Below are 17,578 nucleotides of genomic sequence, written 5' to 3'. Positions count from 1 at the left end.
TCTATCCAGTTGAGCCACGGGTGCGCTTTTTGACTACCTGACTATTATAGCAAATCACCCTTATTAATGCAAGGACAAACTCATAAATAAACAAAAAAACCTAAATTATTCAGGTTTTTAGGCAAAATTTATGCAGCAGTTTTAATTAAAAGCATTCCATATAAGGAGAAGGGCAGCCAATATGAAAATACTCAGTAATAAAACAAAATCATTTTTCGACCACTTGAGTTGACGATACTTACTTCGTCCATCGCCTCCTTGATAGCCTCGCGATTCCATAGCAACCGCCAAATCTTCCGCACGACGGAAGCTCGAAACGAAGAGCGGAATCAATATCGGGATAATAGAGCGTACTTTTTGCAAGAGATTTCCTTCGCCAAAATCCATTCCTCTTGCCTTTTGGGCATTCATAATCATGGTTGTGTCGTCCATCAATGTTGGAATGAATCGCAGAGAAATCGAAAGCATTAGTCCTAATTCATGGACAGGGACTTTAATTTTCTTCAAGGGCGCTAAACCAGTTTCGATACCGTCCGCCAATGTTAGCGGTGGTGTTGTCAACGTTAAAACCGTGGACATAAAGATAATCAACACAAATCGGAAGAAAATATAAAGTGCATTAATCAAGCTCTCTGTTGATATTTTCAATATCCAAAACTGAAAAACAATATGTTCCCCAGGTGTAAAAAGCATCTGAAAAATGACTGTAAATAAAATCAAACCAATCATCGGCCTTAAGCCTTTAAGGAAATAAGAAATAGAAATTCCTGATAAAAGGACGCCGGCGAAGGTATAAAGAATTAGAAGTAAATAACCTAACCAGTCATGCGCAAAGAAAATCACAATAACAAAAATAAACATGACTAAAAGTTTACTGCGAGGATCCAAGCGATGAATCAGCGAATTTCCTGGGATATAGCGTCCCATAAGCATATTTTGCATTCTACTTTTTCGCCTCCTTCAGCACTTGAATCAACTCTTGCCGTTTAATCGGCAAACGGTCAAAAGCAATGCCTCGCTGCTCCAATTTTACAGCAAATTCCGTTGTTTTAGGTACGCCAAGCTCATGTTGCGTTAAGAAATCAACATTTTGAAAAACGTCCTGAGGTGTGCCCGATGATATAACACGACCTTTTTCTAAAAGGTACACCTTGTCCGCATATTCGGCCACATCATCCATATTATGTGTAACCAAAACGACGGTCTGACCTTTCTGGTGTAAGTGACTAAAGAGCGCCATCATCTCAATACGTGCTTTGGGATCCAATCCAGCTGTTGGTTCATCAAGAACGAGCACTTTGGGCTCCATTGCTAAAATCCCAGCAATGGCAACGCGACGCATTTGCCCACCTGATAATTCAAAAGGCGATTTTTCAAAGTTTTTTTCTGCTAAACCAACAAGCTCGAGTTTTTCACGCGCAATTTTAAGCGCCTCTTCTTGCGAGACACCAAAATTTTGTGGTCCAAAAGCAACATCCTTCAAAACTGTTTCTTCAAAAAGCTGACTTTCTGGAAACTGGAAAACAACCCCCACTTTTTTGCGTGCTGGCTTGATTTCTTTTTGTTTACTGCTGGCTTGAATAACAATATCGTCAATATTTACCTTACCTTCTGTGGGTTGCAGCAAGCCATTAAGATGTTGGAGCAGCGTTGATTTCCCTGAACCTGTATGACCAATAAGGGCAGTATAGCTCCCCTCCTCTACCTCCAAATTAATATCAAAGAGGGCACGGCTCGCAAAGGGAGTATTGGGTTGGTAAGTGAAATTTACCTTATCAAATTTAATCATTTTCTCAGTCTTTCTGCTAAGATGTCTGCCAGTTCTTCTTCATTTAAATATTTTTCTGGCAAGTTAAAGTCCGCCCGCAAATCTTCCGCTAAGCTTGACGTAAAAGGCATATCTAGACCAATATTAACCATGTCTTCACCCGAACCAAAAAGTTCTTCTGGTTTGGCCGACTTGATAATTTTACCGGCACGCATTACTAAAACACGATCAGATAAAGTTGCTTCATCCAGATCATGAGTAATGGAGAGTACTGTCAAATTATATTCTGCCTTAATTTCACGGATAACGCGCATGATTTCGGCGCGTCCTGTCGGATCAAGCATTGAAGTTGCCTCATCAAGGATAATGATTTCTGGGCGCAATGCGATAATCCCTGCAATAGCAACACGCTGCTTTTGTCCACCAGACAGACGCGCAGGTTCCTTGCCTTTGAACTCTAACATATTGACTTGTTTTAGAGCCTGATCCACACGTAAAATCATCTCCTCACGAGGAATCCCCTGGTTTTCCATTCCAAAGGCAACATCGTCCTCGACAGTTGCACCAACAAATTGGTTGTCAGGGTTTTGGAAAACCATGCCTATTTTTTGACGAAGTGTCCAAATGTTCTCCGAACTTAAAATTTGTCCGTCAATTTTTATATTTCCTGATACATTTTCAAGTAAGCCGTCAATAGCGCGAGCTGTGGTTGATTTTCCTGAGCCATTTTGGCCAATAATCGAAACCCACTCTCCTGCTTGAACAGCAAAAGACACCCCATCTAAAGTGGGCATTTCTTGATCTTCTTCATATTTGAAGGACAGATTTTCTACTTCGAGGATTTTATTCATAAAACTAATTATACCAAATGCCTTGCGTTTTCGCTATCTCTCATTTTTAGAAAAAAGTCCAGTACTAGGACTTAAACATTTTTTCAAAATCAATATCCTCTTCAGCAATTTTAACGCCTTTCAGGGCTGATTTTAAGGCAAGATTTTTTGCTTTCTTGGGAAGCTGATAATATTTTTCTGATTCAAGCGCAGAACGTCTGGAAAGTTTTTGGGCACTTTTCTTCTTTGGAGCTTTTGGCTTTATGGACTTTTCAGGTACCTTTATATCTGGAAAGGCAAGGATAAGCTTTTCAATGATTTTTTCTACACCGAAATTACTTCCTATCCAGAAAGGTGTACCGCTAGATTTCGCTGCTTCTTTTGCAAATCGTACCGAAGCATGGGCAACATTGAGATTCCGAATCATCACAAAGTCAGCTTGTGCTACTAATTGGTCAACCTCTGAACGCCTAGGCTTTTTCTTATCAAAACCTAGAAAACCAACTTCTACTGCTGCTAAACCTTCACGTATGTCATGCCAATAGCCTGATTCACAAATTACTAAGACAGTCTTCATATCAGTTTTTCCTTATGAATTTGTTCCACTGCTGCTTTTCCATCATTGAGTTTCTCCCAGATAACCACTCGATTATTAGCCAAAGATTTTTTCACATCAATAATCCGTTGATTTGAAGACCCTCTAAATTGGAGCAATAAGTTTTTCTTGCTGAGTTCAAAGCGACCGTCGACAAGTATATCTATATTTCGCAATAGTTCAAGTTTCGTATCATCTTCCTGCAAAAGTTCTTCCCAAGTATAGCCTGTCCAAGACCAGATATCCTTTTCAGGAAGCTCTGCACGTATACGCTTGACGAGCGGTAATGCCACACCCGTATTAAGGAATGGCTCTCCACCAAGCAAGGTCAAGCCTTGAACATAAGACTGACTCAGGTCTGACATGATTCTTTCTTCCAATTCTTTTGTATATGGACTCCCATAACGGAAGTTCCATGTCGCTTGGTTGTAGCATCCTTCACAGTGGAATTTACAGCCGGATAAGTAAAGCGAGCAACGCACACCTTCACCATCTACAAAATTGAAAGGCTTGTAATCTGAAACATAGCCTTGTTCCAAATCTGAAGCAAGCCACTCTTGTGGTTTTGGATTATTCATCGGTCTTTACTCCTATCTCTATTTTATCTGAAATTTATCAATTCATTCCCCAATCACAATGAGGAGGAGGACACTCAGACAATTCTCCTGGGAATTACCGCCCGTCATTAGTACCTTTAGGGGCAATAATAGCAGCATATGACGCTAGAAATCAAAAACGACATTTTTTTGATTCCCAGCTAATAAGGGGCTCAGACAAGGCCCTATCGGGATTGGCGTCTATCATTAGTGGCTTTAGCCACAATGATAGCAGCACATTAAAAAACGAGCAATTCTCACGAAACTACTCATTATATTATACTACTTTTTAGACTAAATCATTTGATTTTCTTTGCTCACGGCGTGCAATAAACGGAAGAAGCATACCCAGAAGAATTAAAACGACAGGAGTCAGGATATTTGAAGTCAATTGAAACCACCATGCAGATGGATTTGCAGCGAAATCAACTTTTGGTACCATCCCAAGGACACATGCTAGCAAAGTAAACAAGAAACACCAAACGCCTGCCAACATTGCCAAACGTTTTTGCTTAATAAATTTGTATTCAGAAGTAAAGTGTTTCATCGCACGGTTAAGCATGATGAAGGCGAAGAATACCCACATATAGCGCATCGGCATCACGACAGAGTTTAGGTTTGTCAGCCATTTGACCAGTTCGTTCATGTTTCCAATTCCAAGCAGTGGCATTAAAATAACGATACTCACCAAAATCCCTGTCAATACGAAACCATTAATCAACGTTCCTTTAGCAGTTGTTTTACGCAACCAAGCTGGAACAAATTGTGGGTCCGCATCCGCAAGCAAGATACGCAATGGCGCATCAATTGAAAAAGCAAGTGCAGCAATTTGACCGATACCTTGCGTAAGGGCATAAACATACATTAAACTATTGCCAATGCCGTAGTGTTCTCCCAGCATCTGGAAGGCGGCATAGGCTCCATTTGCCATCAAGTCCTCTGGAAGATTTCCACTTGTAAAGAGCATCCCCATCGCTATTGAACCAAGAATAGCACAGACTCCTACCATAGCAGCCAATATAATCATCGCTTTTGGAAACTCGCGCGCTGGACTCTTCATTTGGTTAACATAGGGTGATATCTTTTCTGCACCACCAACTGCAAAAACCAGCATTGAGATTGTCGTAAAGTAGCTAAAGTCAAACTTAGGAATATAAGTACTGATATTCCCCATATCTGGTGTCGCAATAGCAAAGTTTTTCGAGATAAATGGGACACTAACTGCCATAACAATAAAGAGTAAACTCATGACAAACATTGCTGTTCCGGCAAGACCCCCAATGACTTTAAGCGTGTTTAACCCTTTGGTTGCAAGCCAGAGGAAAAGTAAGAAAATAAGCAGGGAAAGGACAGCCACAAGCGGAACTGACATCAAACTTACCAGTTGACCATCTCCTCGACCAATCCAGCCAAAGGCAATTAAAATAGCTTGAGGTTTTTGTGCCAAGTAAGGAATATGCACTACCCAATACGTCCATGCTGCATAATAAGCCAAACGTTTTGTGGAAGTTCGCTCAACCCATGAACTCACTCCTCCTTTACTGTCTTTAAAAGTTGACCCTAGCTGACCAACAATAAGTGCGTAAGGGACAAAATAAAGCGCCAGAATCAAAATCCATGAGGTCACAACAGTAATCCCTTGCTGGGCAAAGTTATTAACCACATTTCCCATCCCCCAAACCATGTTGAAGGCAATAAATGCGACGGTAAACCATCTGATTTTTTTAGTGTCCATATGACTCCTTAAATTTTTTTCACTCTGCGGACAAGACAGAGTATTTTTCAGATATTTAATTAAAAAAGCGGTTACACTAAGATTATAGAACAAAACTTAAGTACTGTCAATTTCATATCTAAAAATTCCCTAACAACCTAACCCCCACTCCCTTCCTATACTCTGATATGAAAGAAACTGGAAAAAATGTAGAAAATTGACTGATTCTAACACAAAATGCCAAAATAAAAAAACGTTCAACTGCAGGACTCTTTGGAACCCAGTTGAACATTTTTTATGTTTTAAAATCTCGTCTATTTTCTAGCCTTTATTTCACAAATTTACTTTTAACATGATCCACTTCTTCACTATCAATACTCTCCCCATCTCGGAGAACACCTACTGAACCATTCATGTGCTTCACTCGCGATGATATTTCTTTATGACGCCCATGAACCATTGGTCTTGCTTGAGGATTTCCAAGATAGCCACAGGTACGTTTCACAACATCGCAAGTTTGAGGATTTGTATTTCCACATTGTGGACATTTAAAACCTCGCTCTGTCGCTGTGAAATCACCTTCGAAACCACATTCATAGCAGTGGTCGATAGGTGCATTTGTTCCCAGATAGCCGATACGGTCATAAGCAAAGTCCCAAACAGCTTCAAGCGCACGAGGATTTTGTTGAATCATTGGATATTCAGCATAATGGATAAATCCGCCATTTGCATAAACGGGGTAATCTTTTTCAAACTCCAATTTTTCAAATGGTGTTGGATTTTTACGTACATCATAGTGGAAACTGTTGGTATAGTAATCTTTGTCAGTAATGTCAGCCACTGAGCCAAATTTTTCTTTGTCCATACGGCAGAAACGGTCTGTCAGACTTTCACTTGGTGTAGAATACACTGAGAAATGATAACCCGTTTCTTTACTCCAGTCTTTACACTCTTGATTCATGCTTTTCACTATTTCAAGAGTAAAGTCTTTTGCTTCCTTATTGTTTTCCCAGGTTGGTCCATAAAAACTTGTCGCAACTTCATAAAGCCCGATATAGCCAAGAGAAACAGTTGCCCGATCATTTTTATAAAGTTCGTCTACTGAGTCTTCCGCATTCAAGCGGCCCAAAGCTCCATTCATAAAGAGGATAGGCGCATTTTTGGGTTGAGCTTCCTTTGCCCGGTTGACACGGAAGACCAAAGCATCTTTAGCAATCGCAATGCGTTCATCAAAGATTTCCCAGAACTTTTCTTTATCGCCTGCTGCTTCCAGAGCAATACGCGGGAGATTAACCGTAACAACACCGAGATTGCTACGTCCAGCTGTAACATCCCTGCCATTTTCATCTTTCCAGCCATGAAGGAAACTACGGCAACCCATGCTGGCTTTAAATGAGCCTGTCAGTTCAACAATCTTATCATAAGATAAGATATCTGGATACATCCGCTTTGTCGCGCATTCCAGCGCTAAGTTCTTAATATCATAGTTCGGGGTTCCCACCTCAAGGTTGAGCCCACGTTTGAGTGTAAAGATTAACTTAGGGAAGATTGCTGTACGGTGTTCCTTACCTAAACCACCGATACGTACTTTCAAAATTGCTTTTTGAATTTCACGTGCATACCAGTCTTCTCCCAAACCAAATCCAACTGTGACAAACGGCGTTTGCCCATTCGAAGTGAAAAGCGTGTTGATTTCATATTCCAAAGACTGCATAGCATCATAGATGTCTTTTTTGGTCTTTGCTTTAGCATATGCTTCACGTTTTTCAGGCTGCTCAATCCACTCTTCCGCATCTTTTAAATGCTTCGCATAGTTCAATTTTGCATAAGGTGCCAAAATTTCATCAGCACGGTCAAATGAACAACCACCATATTGCGAACTCGCTACGTTTGCGATAATTTGTGAAGCTTGAGCTGTCGCTGTTTGAATAGATTTAGGTGAATCCACCTGTGCATTCCCTAGTTTAAAGCCATTTTCAAACATATTTTTAAAGTTAATCAAACAGCAATTTGACATGGTTGTAAAAGGAGAGTAATCCAAATCATGGTAGTGAATTTCTCCTTTTTGATGGGCATTAGCCACATGAGGAGGAAGCATCTTCAAGCCAATTGCTTTAGAAACTGCTCCTGCTGTCAGGTCACGTTGTGTATTAAAAACATCACTGTCCTTGTTGGCATTCTCGTTAACAACTGTGTGATCTTTGTTGATAAGCTTTTCGATAGTAAAGTTAATATCTGTGGCTTTACTTCTTTCAAGATCGCGCTGTGTACGATATGTCGTATAAACCTCTGCCCATTTTGTTTCCCCGAGTTCCATCAAGATATGCTCAACGATACTCTGAATTTCATAAATCTTTACATTGTCCGTGAAACGTGTAAAAATTTCGTGAACCACACGATCACAGATTTCAGCGATACGTGTCTCCGAAACTGGTGGTATCACCTCATCACCAGCCTTTTTTAAAGCATCAAAAATTTTGCTGCTGTCGAACTTTACAGAACGTCCATCACGTTTTATAACGCTAATTTCTTGAACCTCTACCAGGCTTTCTTCAACCACCTTCATTGATTTGCTCTCCTATTTTTTTAATTCCTTGCCTTCTATTCTATCAAATAACTTTTGCTTTTTCCACTATATATAGTATCTATTTTCATGAAAATAAAAGAAAGCACACTATATATAGTGTTACAAGGAAAAATAAAAAGAGCTGATCCATGTGCTCTTCTTTATTCATTGATAATATGAATTTGGCAAGATTTCATTGTTTCCAGCGCTGCACCGTGACTTTCAGGCGTGACCCCAGCACAACAAGAGGCATCTACAATAATTTTCACTTCAGGTGCAAAAGATTTAATCAGCATTGCATTTGAAATCACACAGATATCCGTACAGATACCAATGAGTTCTACCTGTTCAACCCTCTCATCCCTAATGTATTCTGCAAGCTGTATTGAACCGAAAATATTTTTTTCAAAGACCCGTTTAAAGCCTACCTGAGCTTCTTTTCGAATTTCCCAACCCTTTGTTCCTTTTTGACAATGAAGCACGGGCAGATTCTTTCCTTCTTGCGTTGTTAAGTAGTCTTCAAAGTGTGTGTCTTGTGTCGCCAAGCGTTCACTCTCTTTATAAGTATTAAGCTTCTCAACCACTCTCGGAACAATAGTTTGTGCTTCAGCTGTTCCCAAAGAGCCATCTATAAAGTCATTTTGAAAGTCAATCAGTACCAGTAGTTTTTTCATATGCAAAGTGTAACATACCGCCTCAATAAGGTCAACTGCTTCATAGATAGAAAATGAATTAAGGAGCACTCAGTTCTCAGCTTTTGTACTAGATAAAGATTGTAATCCCCAATTGCTCCAAGGAAACTAACATGTTTCATCAAAGCTATTACAGCCGTATCTGTTCTACCGAAAATGACCGTTCTCCCCTGTTTTGACTTGTATAAGCTCTCTATCCAAAAATGAAGTTTTCGTATTCATTTATCTGTAAAAATATTATATAATTATTAATATAAAGGGGCTGCAAACGTACAACCACTGATGGGATAAAAGAGCTTGTATAGGAATAGGAGGAGGGTGCCTTAGAAGTAAGGAATAAACCAGCAGCCCTTTTTCCGTAAATAAGCTTTGGATAAGAAACGTGTATGACTCACGATAAACGGTTATAGGCATATCCCTTCTCCTTAAAACTCTCAACTGTGGCATCTCGCTTTTAGAAAAACTCTATATGCCATGCTTATTAAAAGCGTGAAACATAGAGGTGTACTAGGGATAAAAAAACAAGTAGGAGGTTCGTTATGAAATGCAAAACAATAATGGAAAATATCGTTTCTGAAAACAGCTCATCTGTATTCGATAAAAAAGTAAATGCTTTTCTAAAAGAACTGGCGGATGACGGTTACTACGTTTTAGAACAGCAGTTTCAGCATACTCGCTCAAGTTTAGCCGTATCAATTATTTATAGTACGAAACCAAAAAAAGAGGAGCTTTAGTCTAGTATGATTGGCAGATAGGAGAGCTTGACTTGCTAGATGCCTTGTCATATCTCAAATTATGCTCAATCATTTTGCTTCCGCCTTAGCCAATGACTTTACTAATCCCACACAAAAAACGCTCAGTTATAGCACTCCTGTGCAAACTTTGAGCGTTTTTCCCATTTTATCAATGGTATTTCTTATCTAAATGGCTATAAATAGGAAGACCAATTAATGTAAAGATGACACCAACTAAGGCTGGAATTTGATTACTCATATAGTCTGAGCTGATCAAAGTCATGAACAAGATGAAGACACCACCGCCGATTGCAATAATTGGGATAATCGGATAGAGTGGCACCTTGTATGGTCGTGCCAGTTCTGGCTCTTTCTTACGCAAGATAAATACCGTAATAAAGACCATAGTATAGAAAATCCAAATTACAAATATCAACATATTTGTAAGGAAATCAAAGGCATCGCTTGAGAACATAGTCACAACCAACATGATTGCAGCAATAGCAACTTGAAGTATACCTGAATTTACTGGAACACCACTTGTTGAAAGTTTTTGGAAAGTTTTCCAAAATGGGAAAGACTTTTCTGTCGCCAAGGCATAAGAAGCACGCATACCTGTCATAGAATAGCCGTTGATTGTTCCATAAACAGATATCAAGATACCAATGGTAACAAGTTTACCTCCCATGCCCCCAAATATCTTATCGGCTACCATAGCAGGAAGATTAGGATTATTTTCCATCAATGTTGGGATACCTAAAGTACGGATGTAGGCCGCGTTAACAAAGATATAGACAAACATGATAGCAACAATCCCGAGGATAATCGCACGTGGCAAATGTTTCGCTGGATTTTTCATTTCTCCAGCGATATTTCCTGCATAAATCCAACCATCATAGGCAAACATTGTAGCCAGCAAACCTGAACCAATAGCTGAAGCCAACGACAAGTTTTGCCCTGCTTGGATTGGCAGAAGCTGAAACTCAACCCCACCGGGACGAAGTAAGCCAACGATAACAATCAAGGCGATTGGGATAAGCTTAATTACGGTTGTTACTGATTGTAAAGCACCACCAGCTTTTGAACTGATAAAGTTAATCAAGGTAACTGAAACAGCTGCAATAACACCAACAATAGCTGTATTGGCCGCACTCACGTTCATTCCAAACAAATTCAAAAATTGTGTTCCAAACACGACAGCAAGCGCTGCAATATTTGCGGGGAAGTATATGATTGATTGTGCCCAGCCTAAGAGAAAGGACCAGCGTTTACCAAAACCACGTTGGATATAACGTATCATCCCACCTGTTTCTGGAATAGCTGCTGCAAGCTCTGCAGCAGTTAACCCACCACAAATCGAAATAATACCACCAAGTACCCAAACCAATATGTGTAATCCAGCCTGGCCCGTCAGTTCCGCAACTCGACCTGCTTTAAAGAATACACCTGCACCAATAACCGTGCCCATTACCGTCGTAAGGGCAGGAAAGAAACCAAGCGTACGCTTCATTTCATTTTTTTGTTCCATAAGAGCTCCTCTTTAAAAGATAAATTTTGACAAGATTAATATTGTCTTAACGTTGATTACTAAAATTAGCATTAGAGAGTAATCTCGAAACCGATTACTCTCTAATTTTATCATATTTTTTAAACTTGTGATAGAGTGAACTTAGTTTTCTCAACCTTTTAATTTTTCAGTAAGTTTTTCAAGCATATCCTTAGTCATCGCATCCAAGTCGTATTTAGGATTGAAGCCCCATTCTTCTTTCGCGCATGTCGCATCGATAGAGTTTGGCCAGCTGTCTGCAATAGCTTGTCGTACAGGATCTACATCGTAATCCATTGTAAAGTCAGGCATGAACTTTTTAATCGAAGCAGCAATTTCTTCTGGTGCAAAACTCATAGCTGTAATATTGAAGGCATTACGGTTGACTAATTTGTCTGCTGGTGCGTTCATCAAGTCAACAATGGCATCAATAGCATCAGGCATGTACATCATGTCCATCTTAGTTCCTTCAGCGATAAAGCTTGAATAGTGACCATTTTTGATTGCTTCATAGTAGATATCAACAGCATAGTCTGTTGTACCACCACCAGGCAAGGTCTTGTATGAAATCAATCCTGGGAAACGTACACCACGTGTATCTACACCAAACTTCGTATAGTAATAGTCACAAAGCAGCTCCATAGAAACTTTCGTCACACCATACATAGTATTTGGACGTTGAATTGTCACTTGCGGTGTGTTGTCCATCGGAGTACTTGGGCCAAATGCAGCAATAGATGATGGTGAGAAGTATTGTAGACCAAGCTCACGCGCTGTTTCCAAAGCATTAACCAATCCACCCATATTGAGCTTCCAAGCAAATTGTGGCTTCGCTTCTGCTACTGCAGAGAGAAGTGAAGCCAAATGGATAATTGTGTCTACACCATTATCTTTGGCAATCTTCAGCATCTTTTCATGATCCATGACATCCAAGATTTCAAAATGTCCATCTGTCACAACTGGATTTCCTTCAACTTCGCGGATGTCAGTTGCGATAACATTATCAACTCCAAGATCATTGCGAAGACGTTCCGTCAATTCTGAACCAATTTGTCCAAGTGCGCCTGTGATGAGTACTTTTTTCATTTTATTTTCTCCAATATATTTGATATATGTTTAGTTACGATAGGAATAATTTTGCTAGGACAGAGCTTAGATTAAACCAATCTCTTTCCCTACTTTGGCAAAGACAGCAACTGCTTGGTCTAACATCTCTTTAGTATGTGCTGCTGTTGGCATTGCACGAACACGACCTGTTCCGAGTGGTACAGTTGGGAAAACGATAGGTTTCACATAAACACCATTTTCAATCAGTTTCTTAGAAAACTCTTGTGTTTTTGCTTCATCTCCCAAGATTACAGGTGTGATTGGTGTTTCTGATACACCTGTATCAAAACCAGCTTTTTGTAATTCTTCTTTGAAATATTTCGCATTGTCCCAAAGTGTCTCTACATATTCTGGATGATCATGCATCAATACAAAGGCTTCTTTTGCAGCTGCGGCTGCACCAGGTGTCAATGAAGTTGAGAAGAGGAAAGGACGCCCTTGTGACTTCAACCAGTCAACCAAAAGTTTTGATCCTGCAACATATCCCCCAACTACGCCGATTGCTTTTGAGAGAGTACCGATTTGGAAGTCAATTTTATCCTGCAATCCAAAATGTTTTACAGTACCGGCACCACCACCCATAACGCCTGAGCCATGTGCATCGTCAACATAAGTGATTAGATTATATTTTTCAGCAATTTCTACAATTTCTGGAAGTTTAGCAATATCACCATCCATTGAGAATACACCGTCTGTGATGTACATTACTTTATTATATTCGCCTGATTCTGTTGCCTCTTTTGCTTTCGCTTCAAGATCAGCCATGTCTTGGTGTTTAACACGAATAATCTTAGCCCCTGAGAGACGACAGCCATCAATAATTGAAGCATGGTTAAGCTCGTCTGAAAGGATGGCATCTCCTTTTTTCATAACTGCACTGATGGCTCCCATGTTACAATTGAAGCCAGACTGAAAAGCTATCGCAGCTTCAGTACCTTTGAACTCGGCAATGGTCTTCTCAAGCTCAATATGAATATCAAGCGTTCCATTAATTGTACGTACAGCCCCTGCACCAGCTCCATACTTGTCTGTTGCATCTTTTGTTGCCTGAATAAGTTCAGGCCGTGTAGCAAACCCCAAATAATTGTTTGAGGCAAGGTTAATCATCTTCTTGCCTGCAACTGTAATTTCTGGGCCATTGGCGCTATCTAGCACGTCAATTGTGTTGAGCAAACCTTTTTCTTTTAGGTTTCCAAGCCCATTTTCGAGGAACTCCGTTAAAACTTTTGAAGTCATTTTTACAACCTTCTTTCACTTTTCGGCTACATTTCCTGTAACCGTTTACAATTAGTTTAACACTTTTCAAAAACTCTTGCAAGATTTTTTGGACTGTTTGCTCATATTTTAATTTAAATTATACAATCTTGTTAACTTTGTGATTTCAAGTAATTTATCGCACAATTAAAAAAAGACTGAAATATGCGTAAAAAGCCCTGAATTACAGAGCTTTTTTACCTATGGATAATTAAGATGTTAAGATTTACTGTTCTTCATCATTCGCAATCAGAAAGTGATCAACGATATCTTCTATACGTGCCAAGTCAACGTTACCACCAGATACAATGGAAACAACCTTCTTGTCTTTCACATATTCATCCACTTTCCCCGCAAGAATCGCTGCAGTTGTAAGAGCGCCAGCACCTTCTACAACGATTTTCGTACGTTGAATAAGGTCTTTAATCGCCAACTCAATTTCTGCTTCTGAAACCAGAACCATATTGTCAACAATTTGGTTAACAACCTCAAATGTCAATTCGCCTGGATAAGCAACGTGACAGCCGTCTGCAATCGTTGGTGCTTCATCGTGATAAACTTTTTTACGTGCCCTAAACGATGCTGTCATTCCATGACAATTTTCAGCTTGTACACCAATAACTTTAATATTTGGATTGAAAGATTTTAAGGCAACAGCAACACCTGATATCAAGCCGCCGCCACCTACAGGAACCAAAACTGTATCCACGTTCCAAAGGTGATCCAAAATTTCCAGACCTATTGTTCCTTGACCAGCCATTACTTCTGTATCATCATAAGGTGGGATGTAAGTAATGTTGTTTTCCTTAGCATAGGCTTCACAGAAAGCCTTGGAGTCATCAAATTGCTCACCTTCAAGCATCACCTCTGCCCCATATCCACGTGTGGCATCTACTTTTGCCTGTGGCGCGCCCTTTGGCATGACAATGATGCTCTTAATTCCTAAAAGTTTTGATGTCAAAGCAACACCCTGTGCATGATTACCAGCTGAACAAGCAATAACACCACGCGCTTTTTCTTCCTCAGACAACTGCGCAATTTTATTAAAAGCGCCACGGAATTTGAATGAGCCTGTTAACTGCATGTTTTCGAGCTTCAAATAAACCTCTCCACCTGTTTTAGCAGTTAAGAACATCGACTGAATCAATGGTGTTTCACGCGCATACTGTTTTACAATATTTTGAGCCTTTTTTATATCTTTAATCGTAACAGGCAGACTTGCTAAATTTGTCATCTTCTCTTTCCTCAAACCCTTTCTAAAATTCTGTATAAGTAACATCTATTGAATCAGCAAGAGGCTTGGAAACTACTTTCCCCTTATAGACACTCAGGCCTGAAAGGAGTTCTTTTGATTTCAATGCTTCATCCAGACCTTTAACAGAGATTTCTTTGAGGAAAGAAAGGTTACCTTGAGCTAAGGCAATGGTCGCTGTACGTGGTGTTGCACCAGGCATATTTGGTACTGCATAGTGAATAATACCATGCTTAATGAAAACAGGATCTGCATGATTCGTTGCATGATCTATTGTTTCCACTGTACCTCCTTGGTCTATAGCAATATCAACAATGACCGAACCAGGTTTCATTGACTTGACCATGTACTCTTTCACCAATTTTGGTGGTTTGGCTCCTGGAATTAGAATTGTTGAGATAAAGATATCTGCAAGTTTGATATTCTCTTCTAAAGCTTCTGTTGTTGACTTGACAATCTCAACGTTTTTTCCTTCATAACGCTCTTTAAGCTGCGCGATACGAGCATCTCCAAGTTCGATGATGATAACTTTACAGCCTAAAGCTACTGCTATATCAGCAGCATTTTCTGCAGCATTTCCACCGCCAAAAATAACAACGGTACCAGCTTCAATACCCGCGATACCTGGCAAGAGAATCCCTTCACCGCCGTGCTGTTTTTCAAGGTAATATTGTCCAATGTTTACTGCACGTCGTCCTGCAATAGCTGACATTGGCTTGAGCAACTCCAGAACACCATTGATGGAGATGTTTTCACCAGAAATAGCTGTTACACCCACCTCCATCATTTTTTCAACACAGGCTTTATTAGCTGCTAGATGAAGGAAGCCCCAGATAATTTGACCTGGTTTAAAGTATTTATATTCAGATTCCATCGGTTCCTTAACTTTAACGATGAGCTCCGCTTCCCAAGCAGTTTCTGTATCTACGATTTGAGCTCCAGCTGCCTCGTAAAGATCATCTGTAAAACCACAACCCGCACCAGCATTTCTATCAACAAGCACTTCGTTCCCTGCTTCAACGAGAATTTTCGCGTTTTCTGGGGTCATCCCTACACGTGCTTCACCTTGTTTTGGGTCTTTAATTACACCAATTTTCATACTTAATTGTTTCTCCTTTTGTGAAAATTTTATCAAGTATATTATAGCGCTTTCATTCTCTTTTGGCAATATTTTTTTTAAAATAAAACATTCTTTTAATATTCCCTTATTCTTATTGTACATATTCTGCAAATTATAAAAAAAGACACTCAAATCTTTCAATTTGGTGTACTTTTTCAGGATATACCTATTAATGATTGACTTCATTTGGGTTTCGAGCAAGGCCCGCTTTGCCATGAAGACTGTCGATAAAGGCTATGTCTTCATCTGACAAGTCAAAATCAAAAATGTCAGCATTTTCTTTGATACGACTTGCTGTTACAGATTTTGGTAATGGGAGGTAACCTTTGTGTAGGCTCCAACGTAAAACGACTTGTGCCACTGTTTTCTCATATTTATCTGCAATATCAGCAAGTTCAGTGATGGCAAAAATTTTGCCTGTACCGAGTGGGCTGTAAGCTTCTGTCAAGATATCGTGTGCTTTATTAAAAGCAACGACCTCTTCTTGCTGATCTGAGGGGTTGACCATGATTTGGTTAACAACAGGCTTTATCTCAGCAACTTCAAGTAATGGTTCCAAATGACGGGGATGGAAGTTTGACACACCAATCGCACGCACTTTATTATTTTTCACGCCATCTTCCATCGCTTTCCAGACAGCTGCGTTTCGTTCAGCAAAATTAGGGCGGAAGGCTTTAGGATTCGGCCAGTGAATCAAATAAAGGTCAACATAGTCTAAGCCGAGTTTTTCTAAACTTTCATCAAGTGCCGCTCTTGCATCTTCAGTTGTTCCAAGATCCCAAAGCTTTGTGGTGATAAACAATTTATCACGTGCAATCCCGCTGTCTTTAATTGCACGTCCCACGGATTCTTCATTGCCATAAACGGCAGCTGTATCAATATGACGATAACCAACTTCTAGAGCCGTTTTGACCGATTGATAGGCCTCCTCGCCATCTTTTGATTGCCATGTCCCAAAACCAACTTTGGGAATTTCCATACCATTTGAAAGAGTGTAAGTTTCTGTAAGTGCCATAAATTCTCCTTTTCTTTACTTCTCGCTTTATTCTATCACTTTATGAAAGGAGACGAAAAAATTTGGTTCGGAAGTGTAGAAGGAGAACGCGGATGTTGGAAGAACAAAGAACAGGTGTTTCCCGCATCTCACCCGTTTCACCACTGAAATGCAGGAATTTTAGAGGAAGGGCTAAATGATTTCTTTAAGCTTCTGGCTGGTAGATAATAAGTGCTGGACGGACGCCCATAAATGCTAAAGAAAGGTCTACATGACCAGTGCGAGTAAGCTGACCAGCCCGCCCATTAGCCGCAACATCCACACGCCAGCCATCACCTGAAATCCCAGGAGTACGTAGCCACCAGCCATGATTATCACCTTGCCCACCTGTCACACGCTCCGCATGATTAGAAAATGCGCTGCTCGGTTGGGAAAGTTTTACCACATCTGCTAAAGATAGTGCAAAGGCTTGCTTTGTTCCTTTTTAATCAACAGCAGTCAAATCGTTTACAACTTCTGCTGCAGCAGAAAAAAGGAGAAATTTACCCTGCTGTATTACTTGATTACAGAACACAGTATTTCCCTCGTCAAGTATTTTAGACTATTTTTAAGTATATTCTCCCGTCTTTTTTAAATATCTCTCTCTTTTAAGTTAAAACTATTTAGTAATTATACAACAGTTTTTTCGGAAAACTTGGACAAAGAAATCCCCTTTAAAATGCACTGCCATTGTTTTACGTGAAACAATACATGCTGGTCTTATCCAATAATCAAAACTGCAAAAAGTCCAGATGAAAAACACTTAAGCTG

Annotated in this window: 15 protein-coding genes and 1 pseudogene; 1 reads left to right on the top strand and 15 read right to left on the bottom strand. The window is 39.9% G+C overall.

Annotated elements, in window-relative coordinates:
* Nucleotides 1–141 precede the first annotated feature (141 nt).
* The 8 genes from B4H39_RS04520 to B4H39_RS04485 form a co-directional block, all read right to left on the bottom strand.
* Nucleotides 142–942, bottom strand: coding sequence for an energy-coupling factor transporter transmembrane component T family protein (locus B4H39_RS04520; RefSeq protein ID WP_202230035.1), 801 nt, complete (start codon nucleotides 940–942; stop codon nucleotides 142–144).
* A 1-nt stretch (nucleotide 943) separates the two neighbouring features.
* Nucleotides 944–1,789, bottom strand: coding sequence for an energy-coupling factor ABC transporter ATP-binding protein (locus B4H39_RS04515; protein ID WP_202230034.1), 846 nt, complete (start codon nucleotides 1,787–1,789; stop codon nucleotides 944–946).
* Complete coding sequence (locus B4H39_RS04510) at nucleotides 1,786–2,619, bottom strand: energy-coupling factor ABC transporter ATP-binding protein (RefSeq protein ID WP_251422365.1); 834 nt, start codon at nucleotides 2,617–2,619, stop codon at nucleotides 1,786–1,788. Before B4H39_RS04510 ends, B4H39_RS04515 begins: the two co-directional genes overlap by 4 nt.
* Before the next feature lie 64 nt (nucleotides 2,620–2,683).
* Nucleotides 2,684–3,175: a DUF2325 domain-containing protein gene (locus B4H39_RS04505; protein WP_202230032.1), complete on the bottom strand. Its 492-nt coding sequence runs from the start codon at nucleotides 3,173–3,175 to the stop codon at nucleotides 2,684–2,686.
* Nucleotides 3,172–3,771 carry an anaerobic ribonucleoside-triphosphate reductase activating protein gene (nrdG, locus tag B4H39_RS04500; RefSeq protein WP_202230031.1) on the bottom strand — a complete coding sequence of 200 codons (600 nt, stop codon included), beginning with the start codon at nucleotides 3,769–3,771 and terminating at the stop codon, nucleotides 3,172–3,174. Before nrdG ends, B4H39_RS04505 begins: the two co-directional genes overlap by 4 nt.
* Before the next feature lie 307 nt (nucleotides 3,772–4,078).
* Entirely contained in the window at nucleotides 4,079–5,524 is a 1,446-nt protein-coding gene (locus tag B4H39_RS04495; protein WP_271328152.1) for an APC family permease, read from the bottom strand.
* Between the two features lie 307 nt (nucleotides 5,525–5,831).
* A complete protein-coding gene (nrdD, locus tag B4H39_RS04490; protein WP_251422371.1) occupies nucleotides 5,832–8,069 on the bottom strand; it encodes an anaerobic ribonucleoside-triphosphate reductase in 2,238 nt (745 codons plus the stop codon).
* A gap of 161 nt (nucleotides 8,070–8,230) precedes the next feature.
* Nucleotides 8,231–8,743, bottom strand: a complete 513-nt coding sequence (locus B4H39_RS04485) for a cysteine hydrolase family protein (protein ID WP_202230028.1) — start codon at nucleotides 8,741–8,743, stop codon at nucleotides 8,231–8,233.
* Nucleotides 8,744–9,300: 557 nt separating this feature from the next.
* Between B4H39_RS04485 and B4H39_RS04480 the strand changes: the two genes are divergently transcribed.
* Nucleotides 9,301–9,495, top strand: coding sequence for a hypothetical protein (locus tag B4H39_RS04480; protein WP_202230026.1), 195 nt, complete (start codon nucleotides 9,301–9,303; stop codon nucleotides 9,493–9,495).
* Nucleotides 9,496–9,664: 169 nt separating this feature from the next.
* Here the strand turns inward: B4H39_RS04480 and B4H39_RS04475 are convergent, their stop codons facing one another.
* From B4H39_RS04475 to B4H39_RS04445, 7 genes and pseudogenes are all read right to left on the bottom strand, one after another.
* On the bottom strand, nucleotides 9,665–11,023 hold the full coding sequence (locus tag B4H39_RS04475; RefSeq protein ID WP_251422374.1) for an APC family permease: 1,359 nt from the start codon (nucleotides 11,021–11,023) through the stop codon (nucleotides 9,665–9,667).
* Nucleotides 11,024–11,173: 150 nt separating this feature from the next.
* On the bottom strand, nucleotides 11,174–12,127 hold the full coding sequence (locus B4H39_RS04470; protein WP_202230024.1) for an L-threonine 3-dehydrogenase: 954 nt from the start codon (nucleotides 12,125–12,127) through the stop codon (nucleotides 11,174–11,176).
* Between the two features lie 66 nt (nucleotides 12,128–12,193).
* Nucleotides 12,194–13,384: a glycine C-acetyltransferase gene (locus B4H39_RS04465; protein ID WP_202230023.1), complete on the bottom strand. Its 1,191-nt coding sequence runs from the start codon at nucleotides 13,382–13,384 to the stop codon at nucleotides 12,194–12,196.
* A gap of 244 nt (nucleotides 13,385–13,628) precedes the next feature.
* A complete protein-coding gene (tdcB, locus tag B4H39_RS04460) occupies nucleotides 13,629–14,636 on the bottom strand; it encodes a bifunctional threonine ammonia-lyase/L-serine ammonia-lyase TdcB (RefSeq protein WP_202230022.1) in 1,008 nt (335 codons plus the stop codon).
* 22 nt (nucleotides 14,637–14,658) lie between these two features.
* Nucleotides 14,659–15,753 (bottom strand): alanine dehydrogenase, encoded by a 1,095-nt coding sequence (locus B4H39_RS04455; protein ID WP_202230021.1) that lies wholly within the window; start codon nucleotides 15,751–15,753, stop codon nucleotides 14,659–14,661.
* Nucleotides 15,754–15,943: 190 nt separating this feature from the next.
* Nucleotides 15,944–16,789: an aldo/keto reductase gene (locus B4H39_RS04450; RefSeq protein ID WP_251422377.1), complete on the bottom strand. Its 846-nt coding sequence runs from the start codon at nucleotides 16,787–16,789 to the stop codon at nucleotides 15,944–15,946.
* Between the two features lie 184 nt (nucleotides 16,790–16,973).
* Nucleotides 16,974–17,228, bottom strand: a pseudogene (locus tag B4H39_RS04445) (hypothetical protein); the annotation flags it as partial.
* Nucleotides 17,229–17,578 lie beyond the last annotated feature (350 nt).

It is taken from the genome of Lactococcus sp. UBA7128 (assembly GCF_002492185.1).
Taxonomy (GTDB): domain Bacteria; phylum Bacillota; class Bacilli; order Lactobacillales; family Streptococcaceae; genus Lactococcus; species Lactococcus muris.
The sequence above is the reverse complement of the archived record's forward strand: the minus strand, read 5'-3'. Positions and strand labels throughout refer to the sequence as shown.